We start from the raw sequence: 17,535 nt of genomic DNA, 5'->3' as shown, positions 1-17,535 counted from the left end.
TGCCACGGAAAACCTCAGATGGTCTTCTCTATGTTCCAGACAAATGCCCGAAGCCCTAATTGCTCGGTTTGCTTATCCATGTTGTGAAGGACTTCCAGCAGGGAGTCCACCTTTCCGTCTTCCACCATTGTAAGAATGGCGGAACACATGGAAGGCCAGGCATGGCTGCCGTAATGAGGGTCTCCGGTTTTGGAACCGCGTCCGCGAACCTGCTCCCAATAAGTGAAGCCCCGGCAATTCAGCCTGTCGAGCGTAGCGATAATGCGCTCGTAATATGCTTGATCGAATGTGATTAATACTGATTTCATTATTCAACTGTTAAATATCTGCTGTTAATTATTAGTCTGTTTCTGTTCTTCAAAGTAAGCGTTCAGCTGCTTCTGCATCTTGCGACGCTGACGTTTGATGCCGACACCACCGAAGATACAGTACATGGTGGGCACATAAATCAACGTCAGGATGGTAGAAATCGTCAGACCGCCGATTACGGCAATCGCCATCGGACTCCACATCTCAGAACCCTGACCGGTACTGACAGCCATCGGAATCATACCGAGAATGGTAGTCATGGTCGTCATCAACACCGGACGGAGACGGCTCTTGCCCGCCGTAACCACCGCATTCAGCACCGACTGTCCGCGCTCACGGCAGAGAATCGTATAGTCGATGAGCACGATACCGTTCTTCACCACAATACCTATCAACATGATGCTACCCAGCAAGCTCATCACACTCAGCGTGGTATTGGTGATGAACAGCGCCATCAGCACACCGCTCATGGCGAACGGAACCGAGAGGATAAGGATGAACGGATAGGTCAGCGACTCGAACTGGGCGGCCATTACGATGAACACAAGAATGATTATCAACACGCCCAATGTTCCCAAATCGCGGAACGAATCCTGCTGGTCTTCGTAAGAACCCGATATCTGAATGGTGATGTCGGACGGTTTCTCTATCTTATCTATGATGGTATTACCCGCAGCCACCACGTCGCCCAGCGGAGCGCCGGAAATAACGGCGGATACCGTCACGATACGCTCGCGGTCTTTACGCTCGATGGTAGGCGGAGCAAAGCGTTCCACGACCGTTCCGAGGTCTTTGATGCGGATACCTTCACCCTTGGCATTGTACACCAGAATGTTTTCAATACTCTCGAGGCTGGTACGGAATTCGGGGGCATAACGCACTTTGATGTCGTATTCGTCACCGTCCTCACGATATTTGGAAGCTGTCGCGCCATTGATACGGTTACGCAGGTAGGTAGCGGCGGTAGACAGGTTCAGTCCGTGAAGCGCCAGCTTCTCGCGGTCGAAGTCAACCTGGTATTCGGGCTGGTAATCGCTACGGCTGATGTTGACTTCGGACACGCCTTTCACATTCAGCAGCTCACGTTTCAGACGGGCGGCAACGCTATCGGTCTCCTCCATGCTGTAACCGTAGACCTCGAAGTCGGCGGATGCCTGGGCAGACATACCCGTATTGCTGCCGCCGAGGATTACCTGCGCCTTGCTGAACTCAGGATAAGCTTTCAGGTCCTCGCGCATCTCGTCGCAGACGGCTTCCAGCGTCACGTCACGGTCGCCCGGGTCTACCAAGCTGATATTAAAGGAGATGATATGCGAACCGTTGTCCTGCATGGAAGCCCAGGTATTATCCGAGTCGGCCTGTCCCACGGTATAGTTACATATCTTCATGACGCCTTTATACTTTTGCAGCCATTGGTTGGTCAGCTTCTCCGAAACTTCCTGCGCCACCTCTTTACGGGTACCGATGGGCAACTCCAGCTGTACGGCAATACGCGCGTTGTCCTGCGCCGGGAAGAACTCGGTACCGATGGACTTTGCGCAGAACAAACTCAAGATGAAGAATACCACGCAACCGAGAAGTACCGACATACGGTGACGCACCGCCCAGTTCAACATACGTGCGTACCAGTTGTCCAAGCCGTCCAGCGTACGCTCTATCGGTCCGAAGAATATCCGGAACACCTTGGACTGCTTACGCTGCAAACGCAGCAACTGCGAACAGAGCATCGGCGTAAGCGTCAGGGCCGCAACGGTGGAGACGAACATAATGGCGCACATCATCCAGCCCAACTGTTTGAACAGCACGCCGGACATACCGGTAACCATCGTCAGCGGGAAGAACACGGCAATCATCGTCAGCGTAGAAGCGATTACGGAAATCGCCACCTCGTTCGTACCGTGAACGGACGCCTGCTTGGGATCGGAACCGCGCTCGATGTGTGTCGTGACGTTCTCCAACACCACAATGGCATCGTCCACCACCATACCGATGGCTATGGAGAGTGACGAAAGCGAAATGATATTAATCGTATTCCCCGAAATGGCAAGGTATATGAACGAAGCAATCAGAGAGAGCGGAATCGTAATACAGATAATCAGCGTGGCACGCCAGCGTCCCAAGAACAGGAACACCACGATGACAACGAACAGCAAGGCATACAGTACCGTTTCCGTCAAACTGTCGATTGTATTCAGGATATTCTCGGACGTATCGACTATGACGCCCAGCTTCACGTCGCTCGGCAAGTTCTTCTGCAAGCGGGGCAGCGCGTCCTGCACTTTCTTAGAGATTTCCACGGAATTGGCGCCCGACTGCTTCTGAACGACAATCATAGCGCCCTGCACACCGTTGTTGTAGGTTTCCTGCGCACGCTCTTCCACGGTATCCACAATCCGAGCAACATCGCGCAGATAGACCGTAGCGCCATTGTATGTGCCTACAACCACATCCGCCAACTGACGGGAGTCGTCGAACTCACCTTCCACACGCAACGAATAGGTTTCGTTACCGATGTCGAAGTTACCGCCCGGTATGTTCTTGTTCTCCGCCCCGATTATGGAACTGATGGTTTCGATGCTCAGATTGTACGCTTCCAGCTTGTAAGGGTCGCAATACACCTGGATTTCACGTTGCGGCGCACCACTGATGGACACCGTACCCACACCGGGAATACGCGCCAAAGGATTTACCACACGGTCGTCCAGAATCTTATAAAGCGCCGACTGGCTCTCGTTGGCCTGTACGGACAGCAGCACGATAGGAATCATATCCGTGCTGAACTTGAAGATGATGGGATTTTCCGCATCATCGGGAAGTTCGGAACTTACCATATCCAGCTTGTCGCGCACATCGTTTGTCAGCACGTCGATATCATTGCCGAACTCAAACTCCAGCGTAATCAACGACATATTCTCCGAAGAACGGGAAGTGATGTGCTTCAAATCGCTGACAGAGTTCAAAACATTTTCCAACGGACGGGTCACGTTGTTCTCAATATCCGAAGCACTCGCTCCCGGATAGGCCGTCATTACCATAATCGTGTTCGTATCAATGTCCGGATACAAGTCGATAGGCAACTTTGACAAAGAAAACAGACCAAATATCACCACTGCCAGGAAGCAGAGCGAAGTCATAATCGGTTTCTTAACCGCACCTTCGTATAAACTCATACTCTTTTTAATTAAGAATTAAGAATGATGAATGAAGAATTATTTTTCCACCTCTACTTCCATACCGTTGACCAGCTTGGTCTGCCCGGCTATAACTACCCGTGAATTATCGGGCACGCCGGAAACCAGCTCGTATTCAGCACCCATGCGGCGGCCGAGTTCCACCTTGTTGTAAGTAACCTTACCGTCTTTGTACACATATACATAGCGGTCGCCGGAGCCGGATTGCTTCACGATAGCCAAATCGGGTACAACTACATTGTCTTTGGTACCGAAATTAAGCGTGGCGCGGGCAAACATTCCCGGACGTACGCGCCGGTCTTTATTGGCGAGTTTAATCTCTACGGGGAAAGTACGGGTGTTCGGGTCTACCGTAGGATAAACCAGACTGATATAGCCTTCAAAGGGTTCGTCACCGTAGACATCCAGCTTCACCGCTACCGGAGCGCCTTTCCTGACTTGGGTGAAGTAGGTTTCGGACACGTTGATGAGCAACTTCACCGGAGTAATCTGTTCCACCACCAATACCGGTTCGCCGCCGCTGTACATGTCGCCGCTGTCATAGTTGCGGGCTGTTACGACACCGTTTATCGGGCTGAGCAGCGAAGTATTTTCCAGCAGGTTGCGGTACGCCGTTTCCTTGATATCCAAAGCCATTTTGGCCGCATCCCATTCCGACTTGGACGCGCCGCCTACTTTGTACAGCTCGTCCATACGTTTGAACTCAATCTCCTGGTTGTCCAGCTGGAACTTGGTTTGTTTCAGGTTCGCCTCATCCATGCTGACCAGCTTCTGGCCTTTGGATACGCGGTCGCCCACTTCCACCAATATTCTGTCGATACGCACCGGGGAGGAAGGGGCTATATTGTTCTTTACCTCTGCTTCTACGGTAGCTGTGTACTCATGAATCTGCTCTACCGGACGCGCTTTTACATCCGCCAGCTTCACTCTCGGCTTTTCATCCACCTGTTCAGCAACAGCTTTGTCCTTTCCGCCGCTGCAAGCGCCCAACAGTGCTACTGCAAGCAGGGCAATCAATTGAAAACTTTTTTTCATATCGTTGTTCTTATTTTATTTCTGATTTTTGATGATGTAGTCTCTTCCCAACACCTGGTCGAGGTCGGCCTTAGCCACCAGATAATCGTATATGGATTGGTTGTAAGTAAGTTCCGCTTCGGTGAGCTGCACTTGCGAGGTATTCAGCTCGAGCACGGTTCCCTTACCTACCTCGTAGCGTTTACCGGCAATCTGCACCGCCTTTTCGGCCTGCATCACATTTTCTTTGTTGCTGGATACCTGCTCGGAACTGGCCGACATATTATCCTGATAGCTCGTAATCTGCATATTCAGCTTACGTTCCGTGTCCAGACGGTTCTGGTCTAACTGGCGCATCTGAATGCGATTGGACTTCAGCTTCGTGAAGTTACTTGCCTTATATAAAGGAATGCTCAGGCTGAATACCAGAGAAGAACTGCTTCCATAGTTATAATTAAAGACATTCCAACTGTCGTTATTCATGGACTGATATTGATACGAATAGCCCAGACCCAACGTCGGCATGAAGTTGGTGCGCAGCGACTTGATGTTCTTCTGAAGCATCAGGCGATTCAACTCCAACTGCTTCATGGTAGTATTGTTCACCAAACCCTCGTGAACCGTATTGTCCAGCTGGTTGGCAAACACCACTCCCTCATAGGCCGCCAGACTATCGTCAATCTTAATATCCACATCGGCGGTAATGCCCATCAGCACTTTAAGCTGCAGTTTGGAAAGCGTCACGGCATTCCCGGCAGAGATGACACTCGGTTTCACGCTGCGCATCTGCACCTCGGCGGTAATCTTATCGAATTCGCTGACAGTACCCTGCCGATACTTGGCATTGACGATGTTATAATTGTCTTCCGCCAGTTTATAGCTTTTCTGCAACACATCGTATGAGTCCTGGGTCAGCATCAACTGGTAATAGGCCTTGGTCACCTGATTCACCAGGTCTTGCTTGGAAGCCCGCGACTTCTCCACAGCCAGTTCTATATCCGTCTTTGTCATCGACATGGCCCGATACACAGCCGGAGCAAACAAAGGCAGACTGATATTCAACGTCCCGGTAGCGGTATTCGCCTTATCCTTACCCATCTTCACGGTCTGGTCGCCGATACTGAACTGCGGCGCCGTAATGGTATGGCTCATCGTGCCCGAAATACTTGCTTCCGGCAATAAGTTTTGCCAAGCCTCTTTATGGCTTACTTTCTTGAGAGCAATCTCCTCTTCCGCCACTTTAATGGTGGGATTGTCGCTCAAAGCAATCTCCAAGGCTTTGTCAAGGTTCAGGGTCAAGGTATCTTGCGTCCCTTGTGCTCGTGTATAGCCGCCCGCCAATAGTATGGCAACAGCCAACATCCATTTCTTACCCTCAAAAAATCTCTGCATCTTCATAAAGCAATTAATCGTTTTCTAATCGTTCTCTGTCTCGTTATTTCCGGTGATTGTCTTTTTTCGGTATTCCCGGATAAACACCTCCAACTCATGCGCGCCTTTCTCCGTAGAGATTCCCCGCAGGAAAGTGAACATGATGGATTCGTAAACTTCAAGGAAAGAATATTCTTTGCAAATGTCCGTATTCATCAACACATCAATCTGCTCCCTTACCAACAGGTTGATGATGGCAAAATTCACATCATCGCGGAAGATGCCTTGCTTCACGCCTTCTTTAAAGAAATTTACCGTCTCTTCCGAGTCCTGGTTGTGTCGGTTCGTCATCAGCTCATAAGCTTTGGGGTACTTCTTGATGTCCTCAAAAAACTTCTTGTTGGTGGCATGGAACTGCTCGATACTGCGTTGGTAGCATTTCAGCAGTACTTCCAATACGTTTTCGGATGTGGCAAGCACATTTCTCAGAAACTCATCCCCTTCTTTCTGACCTTTCAGAATGCACTCCTCCAACAAGGTTTCCTTGTCAGAAAAAACTTCATAAAGGGTACGTTTGGAAATACCCAATGAAGTCGCAATATCATCCATTGTAATACTTTTAATACCGTGCGCAGAAAAAGCTTCCACCGCAGTCTCAATAATCCGTTCCCTCAATTCAGGGCGGGGAGTAAGGTGCTTGGTATATTCGCTCATTTCTCTTCCTTTTAAAGTTCAAAAACTCTTTTTATTCATTTTCGGAATAAAACGAAGCAAATATAGAAAGAAAACTCAATTCACCAATTAAGTTTTCTTTCTTTTGTTAAACGATTAATAAAAATTAGGGTTATGGCAGATTTATTGGGAAGATTCCTAATAATCGAACTTAGTCCGACTGAGGAACGCCACAGTTTTATGAATTTCTTTATACATTACAATGTCGTCTTTCACGAAAGGAACTTCCTTGCGGTATTCGTGCAGGAAACGTTCCAAAACGGGTGAAGTTTTTTGCGGACGGCGGAAGTCGATGCCCTGCGCGGCATTCATCAGTTCGATGGAAAGGATGTGCTCCAGGTTGTCCATGATGCGATAGAGCTTCGTGGCGGCATTGGCACCCATGCTTACATGGTCTTCTTGTCCGTTGCTGGAGACGATGGAATCGCTGCTGGCGGCATAACAGTACATTTTGTTCTGACTTACCATAGAAGCGGCGGCATATTGGGGAATCATAAATCCCGAGTTCAAACCGGGGTTGGCAACCAGGAATTCCGGCAGTCCGCGCAGTCCCATGATAAGCTGAGCGATACGGCGTTCGGAAATATTCCCCAACTCGGCAAGGGCGATGCCCAAAAAATCATACGAAATAGCCAACGGCTGGCCGTGGAAGTTTCCACCCGAAATGATACGGTCTTCGTCGGGGAAGATGGTGGGGTTGTCCGTTACGGAATTAATTTCCGTTAACAAGACTGAGGAGACATAGCGGATGGCATCTTTTGTCGCCCCATGCACCTGAGGAATGCAACGGAAAGAATACGGGTCTTGCACATGCTTGCCGGGACGGGCTATGAGTTCGCTGCCTTCCAAGAGTTTGCGGAAGTTCTCTCCCGTCTCGATTTGTCCTTTATGGGGACGAATTTGCTGGATGCAATCCATGAAAGGGTCGATACGGCCGTCAAAGGCTTCCAACGAAAGAGCGGCTATTAAGTCGGCTTTCTTGGAGAGGCGGAAGGCTTTAAGAATGGCAAAGACACCGTTGGCGCTCATGAATTGCGTACCGTTCAACAGGGCAAGTCCCTCTTTGCTCATCAGCTTGACGGGTTCCCAGCCGAATTCATCGAGTACGCTGATCGCTTCGCGCTTCCGGCCTTTGTAGTACACATCGCCCACACCGATAAGGGGCAGGAAAAGATTGGCAAGCGGCGCAAGGTCGCCCGAAGCTCCGAGCGAGCCGCGGTCATAGACGATAGGCATCACGTCGTTATTGAAAAAGTCGAGGATGCGCTGCACGGTAATGACCTGCACACCGCTATGCCCCAAAGACAGTGCATGCGCCTTGAGCAACATCATCAGTTTGATGATGACCGGACGGATTTCTTCACCCACGCTGCAAGCATGGCTTTTGATGAGGTTTTCCTGCAAAGTGCCCAGCTCATCCTGTGAGATGTTTTTGCTGCACAAGGAGCCGAACCCGGTGGTTATGCCGTACAGAGGTTCTGCGGACTCGGCCGTTTTCTTATCCAGGTAGTCGCGGCATTTCTGTATGCGCTCTTTGGCCTCGGGAGCCAACTCGAGTTTCAGGTTCTCGTTGATGATGCGTTCGATAAGGTCGAAAGTCAGTTCGCCCGAACCGACATGGTAGACATTCTTCATACTTTGAGTTCCTCATTGATTTCGTCCAACAATTCTTTTTCTTTGGCGCAGGCAAGGCGCTCCAGTTCGGCGGCTTCGGTTTGCAGCTTGGCCGCAAACTCCTTATCTTTCAGCGAACCGAGGTTGATGCGCACATTCATCAGCGCTCCCAATACGGCGGAACGGGCGGACATCATCGCCACACAGGCATCGGTTACGGCATTGCGGTTTCCCAAGCGGGCTACATCCATGATGACGGTCATCAGTTCGTAGGCATTGCGGGCCACCTGCATGGGCACAAGCGCGGCAAACTTGGTAGCTTCCTGAATGGCAGCGCTGCGGGCGGCCTTTTCTTCATCGGTGGCTTTCGGCATCTTGAAGCAGGCAAACACGCTGTCGTAGGCTTCGGAATCGCGGTCAATATCCTCGATAAAGGTATTTTGCTCTTGCAAAGCCACGCCGGCGATGTGTTGCATCAGTTCTTCATGCTCCTCATAGCCTTTCTTGCCGATAGTAAGGTTGGCAACCATTGCCGCCAAAGCCGAGGCAATAGCTCCGTTCAAGGCGGCGATACTGCCGCCACCGGGGACGGGATCGCTGCCCGCCACTTTATTCAAAAACTCTTTGAGTGTTAAATCGACTAACATGGTATTTAAGTGTAAATTAAGTATAAAGTAATTCAGTATAAAGCATAAGTTCTTTGTTTCAGAGTACGGGATAGAGCACGCCTTCCTTCACCGTGGTGTGCACACAGTTCATCCCCACGTAGTAGGGCAGAAAATGGTAATTGTCCGTATTCAGCACTACAAAATCCCCTTTCTTCCCCACCTCGATACTGCCGATGCTGTCGGCGCGGTTCAAGGCGGCAGCGCCATTCAGCGTGAGGGCGGTAATGGCTTCCTCGATACTCATCTTCATATAGATGCACGCCAGCGCAAAGGTCAGCGGGATGGAACCGGAGAAACAGCTGCCGGGATTAAGGTCGGTGGCAAGCGCAACGGCGCACCCCGCATCAATCATTTCACGTCCGCGGGCATACGGTTCTTTCAAGGCAAAGGCGGTAAGAGGCAGCAATGTGGCAACCGTGCCTTTGTCTGCCATGGCACGGATATCGGCATCGGAAGCGTGCAGCAAGTGGTCGGCGGAGACAGCGGAGAGTTCCGCAGCCAGCCCCGCACCGCCCAACGGCACGATTTCGTCGGCATGGAGTTTCAAGGCCAGCCCCATTTCACGGGCAGCGGTCAGCAAGCGGCGGGACTGCTCGATGGAGAACACGCCTTGCTCGCAAAAGACATCGCAAAACTCCGCCAGCCCGTTATGGACGACGGCGGGCATGACTTCACGGATAATGAAATCCACATAATCGTCCGTACGTCCGCCATACTCCTGAGGCACCGCATGCGCACCGAGAAAAGTGGAAACGATGTCCACCCGCTTGTGTTCGTCATTATTCAGGCTGCGCATCACACGAAGCTGCAGCAGCTCGGTTTCTTTGTCCAGCCCGTATCCGCTTTTGCCCTCGACGGTGGTCACTCCCATAGCGCTCATTTGTTTCAAAAATCCTTCCGCCTTACCGCGCAACTGGATAAAATTGCACTCACGGGTAGCTTTCACCGTACTGACAATACCGCCGCCACGCTCCATAATGGACATATAGCTTTCACCCTTCAACCGCCAGGAAAACTCTTCGGCACGCTCCCCGCCAAAGACGAAATGCGTATGCGAATCGACAAACCCTGGCAAAAGACACTTGCCGCGGGCATTGTAATGCCAGTAACGCTGATAATAGCCGTCGCGCTCCTCGCCACGATTGGGGCCTACGTAGGTAATGACGCCGCCGGTGACTTCCACCGTAGCGTTATCCATGATACAAAGTTCTTCCATTTCCCTGCCGCGGCGGGCGGAAAAGCCAACCGGAGTCACGACACGGGCATTGAAGATGATAAGGTTCTCCGTCATATTTTCAGGTTTAAAAAAGAATCGGGAAGTTACTCCATTATTCTGGCTTCCAGCACTTGCCGCATCGAGAAGTTCTCCAGTCCGAGGTAGTAGGAAGCCGTATCAATCAGCGCTTCCATAGGCACAAGGCCGATAATCTCACTGCCCACGATGCAGACGCCGTAGCGGCGCGCTTCGATGCGTACCAACTCGAAAGCACGATAAAGCGCCGTACGAGTATAGTCGGTCATGTTGATGGACACCTGGGTAATCCCCCGGTCTTTCAGTTCCACTCCCATAGCCTTGCAGTAGCGCAGGCCGCCGCCGATGAAGCGTATCTTCTTGGCGATGTCGTGCGCAATTTCCAGACTGGGAGTGCTGAGATTGATGTTATACGCCACCAACGGCATACGTGCGCCGATGGCTACCGTTCCCGCAGTAGGATGGCGTTCCGCCGGACCGAAATCGGGCTGCCATTCGGGAAGCTTTATTTTCTCCGCCATTCCCTCGAATTCTCCTTTACGGACGGCCGCCAGATTTTCCCTGTGAGGCGCCGATGCGGATTTCTCGTAAAGGAAGACAGGCAGATTATAACGTTTTGCCACTTCCGCGCCCACTTCTTTGGAAAGCGCAACGGCTTCTTCCATGGTTACATTCCTGATAGGAATAAAGGGAACCACGTCCACAGCTCCCATACGGGGATGCTGGCCTTGATGCCTGTTCAGGTCGATAAGCTGCACAGCCACGCCGATGGCCTCGAGCACGGCGTCGCGAAGCGGTTCGGGTTCACCCACCACGGTAACAACCAGCCGGTTATGATCTTCGTCATTACTGTAATCCAGCAACTTCACGCCTTGTCTGCCGCGAAACGGAGCCACTATCCGGTCTATCTTCTGCAAATCACGTCCCTCACTGAAATTGGGGACACATTCTACGATTTTATTCATAACCCTTTTAAGTTAAGAATGAAGAATTAGGCTGCGCAATGCAAATGCGCCGCAAGGTAATTCTTCATTCTTCATTCTTAATTCATCATTTATTTATGTATTTGTTTATCAGTTCTTCATCCGCCACGTAAGGTATCGTGATGTGATAACCTTCCGAATGAGTGCGGTTAAATTCTTCACTTGTCTCCATGGCATGCGCATTGCGTGCCCACGAACGGCGTGCCACACCGCCCATAACATCCCAAAGCATGGCGGAACGCAGGATTTCATCCACCCGCTCGGAACCGTCGCACACCATGCCGAAGCCGCCGTTGACGGCTTTGCCGATACCTACCCCGCCGCCGTTGTGCAACGCCACCAGGCTCATGCCCCGTGCGCAGTTACCGGCAAAGCATTGCACCGCCATATCCGCCATTACGTTGCTGCCGTCTTTTATGTTGGACGTCTCGCGGAAAGGAGAGTCCGTGCCGCTGACATCGTGGTGGTCACGTCCCAGCATAATGGGGCCTACCTCGCCACGGCGCACCATCTCATTGAAACGCAGCGCAATTTTCATACGCCCCTCGGCATCCTGATAGAGGATGCGCGCCTGCGTACCTACCACCAGATTGTTTTTCTCGGCATCGCGTATCCAGTTATAATTATCCAAATCCTGTCCGCGGCGGGTAGGGTCGATACACTCCATGGCGGCACGGTCTGTCTTTACCAAATCTTCATGCCTGCCACTGAGGCAAACCCAGCGGAACGGCCCGTAGCCGTAATCAAAAAGTTCCGGTCCCATAATGTCTTCCACGTAGCTGGGGAAGATGAAGCCGTTTTTGTCACTGCCGTCGCGCGCTATCTCGGGAACACCGGCATCGAAGACGGCTTTCATAAAGGAATTGCCATAATCGAAGAAGTATGTGCCCCTGCCCACGAGTTCCTTGATGGCAAGGAAATGACGTTTTAACGTGACATCCACTTTACGGCGGAACTCCGCCGGATTCTCATGCAACATCCGGGTACGCTCCTCAAAGGTCAGTCCCACGGGGCAGTAGCCGCCGTCGTACGCCGCATGACAGGATGTCTGGTCGGAAAGCAAATCGATATGTATCCGTTCTTTTACGGCATATTCCAAAAGGTCTACCACATTGCCGTGATAGGCCACAGAAATCGGAGCATGGTTGTCCATGGCCTCTTTTGCCAATGCGAAAGCCTGCGGCAGCGAATCCGTCACATGCCCCACCCAACCCTGCCGATGACGGGTTTCGATACGTGAGGCGTCCACCTCGGCTATGATAGCGGCAGCTCCCGACATCTCGGCGGCTTTGGGTTGGGCGCCGCTCATGCCGCCCAGACCGGAAGAAACGAAAAGCCGCCCGCGCAGGTCGCCGTCCTGGGGGATACCGAGTTTCAGCCGTCCGGCATTCAAGAGGGTATTGAAAGTGCCGTGCACGATACCCTGCGGGCCGATATACATCCATCCGCCGGCAGTCATCTGACCGTAATTGGCAACGCCCATCTGCATGGCGGTGTGCCAGTCCCGCTGATTATCGTACAGCCCCACCATCATCGCATTCGTAATGATGACGCGCGGCGCTTCGGGCTTCGACTTGAACAGTCCCAGCGGGTGTCCGCTTTCGATAACGAGCGTCTGGTCATCGGTAAGGACTTCGAGATATTGCTTTATCAAGCGGTATTGCATCCAGTTCTGGCATACCTGCCCGGTTTCGCCATAGGTGACAAGCTCGTAGGGATAGAGGGCGATGTCGAAACAGAGGTTGTTGTCTATCATCACCTGAAAGGCTTTGCCCTCGATGCAGCGCCCTTTGTACTCGTCAATGGGTTTCGCCTTGAGGTCGCCTTGCGGACGATAACGGTAACCGTAGATGCGTCCTCGCGTGCGGAGCTCCTCCATAAATTCCGGAGCAAGCGTTTCGTGCAGTTCTTCAGGGATGTAGCGCAGGGCATTCTTCAATGCCGTAGCCGTTTGCGTGGGGTCGAGGGTGTAACCGCGGTCGGGCGCCCGCCGGATACCTTCTACGAAGGTGGGATAAGGGGGCAGTGTTTTGCTTAAAGTAATCTCCATAGTATATTAAGGTGAATAGTTACAAATTGTCAACAGATACGGGCGCGTATCTGCCGCAATATAAAAATAATTCCCGATATTCGCAACAGGATACCGGGAATTTTATCATTTAGTAAAGTAGAAACAGTGCGCAGCTTATTTAGATTACGGATTCTCATTTTAGCGACATCATCGCATAATCCGAAACAGTCCCGCACAAGATTAGGCTTTCCGCTTATTTTTCCGTAAAAGAAATTCGAAAACGAGAGAAAGTACCAAGGCGATAAGAGCAGCCCGCCACCAATCCATGTATTGCTCCAGCAAAAGAAATGGGCAGACAAAATAAGTACCACCTACCCAAAACTCAACCTTCGGGTGGGCATAAAAGTACTGACGTACTCTGTTACTAAAGATTCCGACAACAAGCAGCAATACGAGCAATGCCGAAACAGTCCACAGAAATATTATCCCGCCGGGCTTTATCGCCAAATCCATATTTCCCGTCATAAGCCTATATATTCAGAATTAATTTTCCGGTAAAGGCAGAATACGCCCCTTGAAACTGAAATTCCCTGCCATGTAAACTTTACTTGCCTGCACGAAACATTGGTTGGAATCATGATAGAGCGTCATAGCCCACTCAAATACCCGATTATGCCGGCTGCCCCGCACTCGCAAACTGATATTGACATCTCCGTTCTTCTGCACTTTTATCTGCTTCAGCGTATCTTCGCCGAAAAGTCCGGCATTTTTCTTTCGCTTTTTGGGTCAGCCCGACAAGCGCTTGAGCCTATTCGGTGAAACAAGTCGGTTCAGACTCGAGTTGTCTCAGATACTTTCCGATGACCTCGGACGATTCGCTCGTTTCTTTTTCAAAAGCTTCTTTCAGCTCCGGATAGCCCGCCAGCAATTCCAGCATCTTCTTCCTGCCTACAAACTCCGAGCGTCCCGTCTCCGGATTCAATTCATAGTACACGCGCGCGAATACCAGCCCCGAGGCATTGATGGCATCCCCCACTTCACCGCCCAGCTTCGTCGCGTCAGGCGGAGTGGCAGTGCTCGCGGCAACCTGCCCCACAGGTTGCGCACAGTAATAAATCTTCCCTTTCACCCACATTGCAGGCGCATACCAGCCGCCGAAACGATAGCGTTTATAGCGCATCTTCCTGCAGTTGACATAAAGCGACGTGTCTATCCGCACCGCATAACAACGGGATTTCAAATAACGACACAAACCTGAGTTATCCTCAGCCTCTATACGATAATCCGCTCCCCCCATCAAATAAATCTGGTTCTTGGAACGCTTCTCAACTTTCAATATAGTGACCGTATCTCCGCGGTCTTCCACCAATTCTTTCAAGTTGGAATACATTATCTGCTGCGCCGAGCACGGCAAAGCCAATAACGCCCATATTCCTAACACCCAACTTCTTTTCATATCGCTATCCTTTCTTTTTGGAACTTTGCTTTCTTGAGCGAAAGGTACATTTTTTATCGTTATTCAGCAAACATACAGAAGAAAAAAACGCCGTATCTCCCACAAAGTGATTTCCATATACCGGCATCGGCCTTGCAGAATCCCGCCGCTGCGGGGGAAAATACAAATACCAACCGTTGGCAGTTCGAATACCAAGCAATGGTAGCTTCCGTACCAACGGTTGGTAGGCCTCGTACCAAACCATGGTACTTTGAATACCAACGGTTGGTATTTCATCTATCCTTAGGGGGAAAACCATATATTTACTTATCTTTGCCTACCAATAAAGCATGAAAATAAATGGAAAGCATCGAGAATATAAAATCAACCTACCGCCACATTGCGGACGAAGCGCAACAGCAGTTGAATAAAGTACAGCGACAGATTTACCGCATCGGCACGTTGCGGTTGCTGCTGTTTATCGCGGGAGTGGCAGGACTTATCTGTTTCCGGGCGGAAAGCTGGGCGGTACTGGCAGGGATTGCGCTTGTCACCCTTCTGCCTTTTATCCTGCTGATAAAATACCATAACCGTCTGTTCCACCGCAAAGACTATCTGGAGAAAAAGATAGAGGTCAACCGGCAGGAACTGGCCGCACTGGACTATGACACATCCTGCTTCGACAGCGGCGAGGAGTTTACCGACCCTGCGCATCTGTATGCCTACGACCTGGACGTATTCGGTGCGCATTCGTTGTTTCAGTACGTCAACCGCACTTGCACCGAACCGGGAAAACGTCTGCTGGCCGACTGGCTGGGGCGACATCTCGAAAAGAAAGAAGAGATACAGGAACGGCAGGCAGCCGTACGCGAGCTGGCTCCCGCACTGAAATTCCGCCAGCGTTTCCGCGTCCTCGGCCTGCTGCATAAAGGCAAGGCGGCCGACGAAACCGAGTTGAAAGCATGGGCGGCAAGTCCCGGCGTATTTCGCAGGAACAGGTTCTTGCGCGTTCTGCCGATAATCATTACGGGCATCAATAGTGTATGTTTGCTGTCGGTCGTTGCCGGTTATTTGCCGGCAAGTATATGGGGAATAATCTGGACACTCTTCGTCACCGCCGGATTCGCCTTTACCGGAAAGATTACCAGGATGCAAGCCGTGTACGGCAAGAAACTGCAAATTCTCGGCACGTATGCCGGACTGCTCAAGCTCATGGAAGCCCGCCCCATGCAATGCGGTTTGCTGAAAAGTATCAAAGAAGAAATCGGCGGCGAACAGCGGAAAGCCTCTCTCTCCATCAGCCGGTTGAGCAAACTGATGAATGAGCTGGACCAACGCAACAATGTGTTTATGTACGTCATTCTCAACGGTCTCTTCTTCTGGGAACTGCGGCAGGTGATGCGCATCGAAGCCTGGAAAGAGCAATATGCCGGCGAACTGCCTCACTGGCTCGACGCCCTCGGACAGATGGACGCTCTTAACTCGTTGGCAACTTTTGCTTATAATCATCCCGGCTATTCTTATCCTACCCTGCTCGACAAGGCTGATATGATTGCCGCCAAAGCCGGCATCCCTTCCGGTGCAAAGGGCGCCGATACGGAGAATACCGACGGCAATGCCCATTTCATGCTCCGTGCAAAGGCTTTGGGACATCCTCTGATGCATCGTGACCGCTGTGTGCGCAACGACATCGATATGGAGAAGCGGCCTTTCTTCATCATCATCACCGGCGCCAACATGGCAGGAAAAAGTACTTACCTGCGTACGATAGGTATCAATTATCTGCTCGCCTGTACCGGTATGCCTGTCTGCGCGGAAGAAATGGAAGTGTATCCCGCCCGCCTTATCACCAGTCTGCGCACCAGCGACTCCCTGACCGACAACGAGTCCTACTTTTTTGCCGAACTGAAGCGTCTGAAACTCATTATCGACAAACTGCAATCGGGAGAGGAACTGTTTATCATTCTGGACGAAATTTTGAAAGGAACAAACTCAATGGATAAACAAAAAGGGTCTTTTGCACTCATCAAGCAGTTCATGACTTTGCAGGCAAACGGTATCATCGCTACCCACGACCTGCTGCTGGGCACACTTATCGACCTTTTCCCGAAGAATATCCGCAACTGCCGCTTCGAAGCAGATATCACCGACAACGAGCTGACCTTCTCCTACCGTCTCCGCCCGGGCGTGGCGCAGAACATGAACGCCTGCTTCCTTATGAAAAAAATGGGGATTGCCGTCACCGACTAATCCCCACTTTATACTGAAAAGCTAAATTGATTGTTTTTTATTTACGCGAACTTATTTAGACAGCCTTGCATTTAGACAGGAAAGCCGAAACTGCCGCCGCCTCGCTACCCGTGAAATAGCGTACGGAAGTCACCGGAGTATAGGTGTAAGGCACAAACTGGAACAGCTGCAGCGCAGCAAATTTGTTGTCCTGCGAAATCATAATATCCATACGCACGTTACCGCTTGATTCGCTTTTCACTCCGGCCTCACTGTCCAGATTACCGTTTTCAATCATCTCGGTCAGCTTACCTATGTATTTCAAATCGAAAAACATGCTGCGTTCCTTTGCCACGCTTCCCGTAGGCAGGTACACGATTTCTTTGGATTTCCAGAACAAACGGAATACTCCCAATAAAATCAATGCCGTGCCCAGTACCATCAGCCCCATGCTTATGGTAGAGGATTTATCGTTCATTTCAAAAATAGATACAAAGATAAGAATACCCACTACCATCATTACCAAGGAGATGATGAGTCCGGAAACACTTGTACGTTTTGCGATATCGGGATGTGAAGACGCAAAAAGAGTTGCGTCGATTGTTTGAGTTGCCATAATATAAATAGTTTTATGAATTAATGAATTATTGAAATAAAGAATACAATCTCTCCCCATACGGACACTCAGCGCCCGTACACAAGAAAAAGCCCGAGTACAATAAGACA

The 17,535-nt window shown here is 50.9% G+C and carries 14 protein-coding genes; 1 reads left to right on the top strand and 13 read right to left on the bottom strand.

The window, feature by feature from the left end; genetic code table 11:
- Positions 1–14: 14 nt before the first annotated feature.
- From BUB52_RS11515 to BUB52_RS11455, 12 genes are all read right to left on the bottom strand, one after another.
- Positions 15–308: a PG0541 family transporter-associated protein gene (locus tag BUB52_RS11515; protein WP_009122285.1), complete on the bottom strand. Its 294-nt coding sequence runs from the start codon at positions 306–308 to the stop codon at positions 15–17.
- Between the two features lie 24 nt (positions 309–332).
- Positions 333–3,479, bottom strand: a complete 3,147-nt coding sequence (locus tag BUB52_RS11510) for an efflux RND transporter permease subunit (RefSeq protein ID WP_009122284.1) — start codon at positions 3,477–3,479, stop codon at positions 333–335.
- 39 nt (positions 3,480–3,518) lie between these two features.
- Positions 3,519–4,535, bottom strand: coding sequence for an efflux RND transporter periplasmic adaptor subunit (locus BUB52_RS11505; protein ID WP_009122283.1), 1,017 nt, complete (start codon positions 4,533–4,535; stop codon positions 3,519–3,521).
- A 15-nt stretch (positions 4,536–4,550) separates the two neighbouring features.
- Positions 4,551–5,912 (bottom strand): TolC family protein, encoded by a 1,362-nt coding sequence (locus BUB52_RS11500; protein WP_009122282.1) that lies wholly within the window; start codon positions 5,910–5,912, stop codon positions 4,551–4,553.
- An 18-nt stretch (positions 5,913–5,930) separates the two neighbouring features.
- Positions 5,931–6,599: a TetR/AcrR family transcriptional regulator gene (locus BUB52_RS11495; RefSeq protein WP_009122281.1), complete on the bottom strand. Its 669-nt coding sequence runs from the start codon at positions 6,597–6,599 to the stop codon at positions 5,931–5,933.
- 156 nt (positions 6,600–6,755) lie between these two features.
- Positions 6,756–8,252: a histidine ammonia-lyase gene (gene hutH / locus BUB52_RS11490; protein WP_009122280.1), complete on the bottom strand. Its 1,497-nt coding sequence runs from the start codon at positions 8,250–8,252 to the stop codon at positions 6,756–6,758.
- Positions 8,249–8,878: a cyclodeaminase/cyclohydrolase family protein gene (locus tag BUB52_RS11485; RefSeq protein WP_009122279.1), complete on the bottom strand. Its 630-nt coding sequence runs from the start codon at positions 8,876–8,878 to the stop codon at positions 8,249–8,251. The genes hutH and BUB52_RS11485 overlap by 4 nt, the downstream gene beginning before the upstream one ends.
- A gap of 58 nt (positions 8,879–8,936) precedes the next feature.
- Positions 8,937–10,190, bottom strand: coding sequence for an imidazolonepropionase (hutI, locus tag BUB52_RS11480; protein ID WP_009122278.1), 1,254 nt, complete (start codon positions 10,188–10,190; stop codon positions 8,937–8,939).
- Positions 10,191–10,219: 29 nt separating this feature from the next.
- Positions 10,220–11,116: a glutamate formimidoyltransferase gene (gene ftcD, locus BUB52_RS11475; protein WP_009122277.1), complete on the bottom strand. Its 897-nt coding sequence runs from the start codon at positions 11,114–11,116 to the stop codon at positions 10,220–10,222.
- An 85-nt stretch (positions 11,117–11,201) separates the two neighbouring features.
- On the bottom strand, positions 11,202–13,184 hold the full coding sequence (locus BUB52_RS11470) for a urocanate hydratase (protein WP_009122276.1): 1,983 nt from the start codon (positions 13,182–13,184) through the stop codon (positions 11,202–11,204).
- A gap of 201 nt (positions 13,185–13,385) precedes the next feature.
- The gene (locus BUB52_RS11465; protein ID WP_009122274.1) at positions 13,386–13,670 is read right to left on the bottom strand and encodes a hypothetical protein; all 285 of its coding nucleotides are present in this window, start codon (positions 13,668–13,670) and stop codon (positions 13,386–13,388) included.
- 283 nt (positions 13,671–13,953) lie between these two features.
- A complete protein-coding gene (locus tag BUB52_RS11455) occupies positions 13,954–14,601 on the bottom strand; it encodes a DUF6563 family protein (protein ID WP_009122271.1) in 648 nt (215 codons plus the stop codon).
- Positions 14,602–14,940: 339 nt separating this feature from the next.
- Between BUB52_RS11455 and BUB52_RS11450 the strand changes: the two genes are divergently transcribed.
- Entirely contained in the window at positions 14,941–16,830 is a 1,890-nt protein-coding gene (locus BUB52_RS11450; protein WP_009122269.1) for a MutS family DNA mismatch repair protein, read from the top strand.
- 55 nt (positions 16,831–16,885) lie between these two features.
- Here the strand turns inward: BUB52_RS11450 and BUB52_RS11445 are convergent, their stop codons facing one another.
- A complete protein-coding gene (locus BUB52_RS11445) occupies positions 16,886–17,425 on the bottom strand; it encodes a hypothetical protein (protein ID WP_022217905.1) in 540 nt (179 codons plus the stop codon).
- Between the last annotated feature and the right edge of the window lie 110 nt (positions 17,426–17,535).

Source organism: Bacteroides clarus YIT 12056 (genome assembly GCF_900129655.1).
Classification (GTDB): Bacteria; Bacteroidota; Bacteroidia; order Bacteroidales; family Bacteroidaceae; genus Bacteroides; species Bacteroides clarus.
Note: the sequence above shows the minus strand (reverse complement) of the source record. Positions and strands in the feature narration are given on the sequence as shown.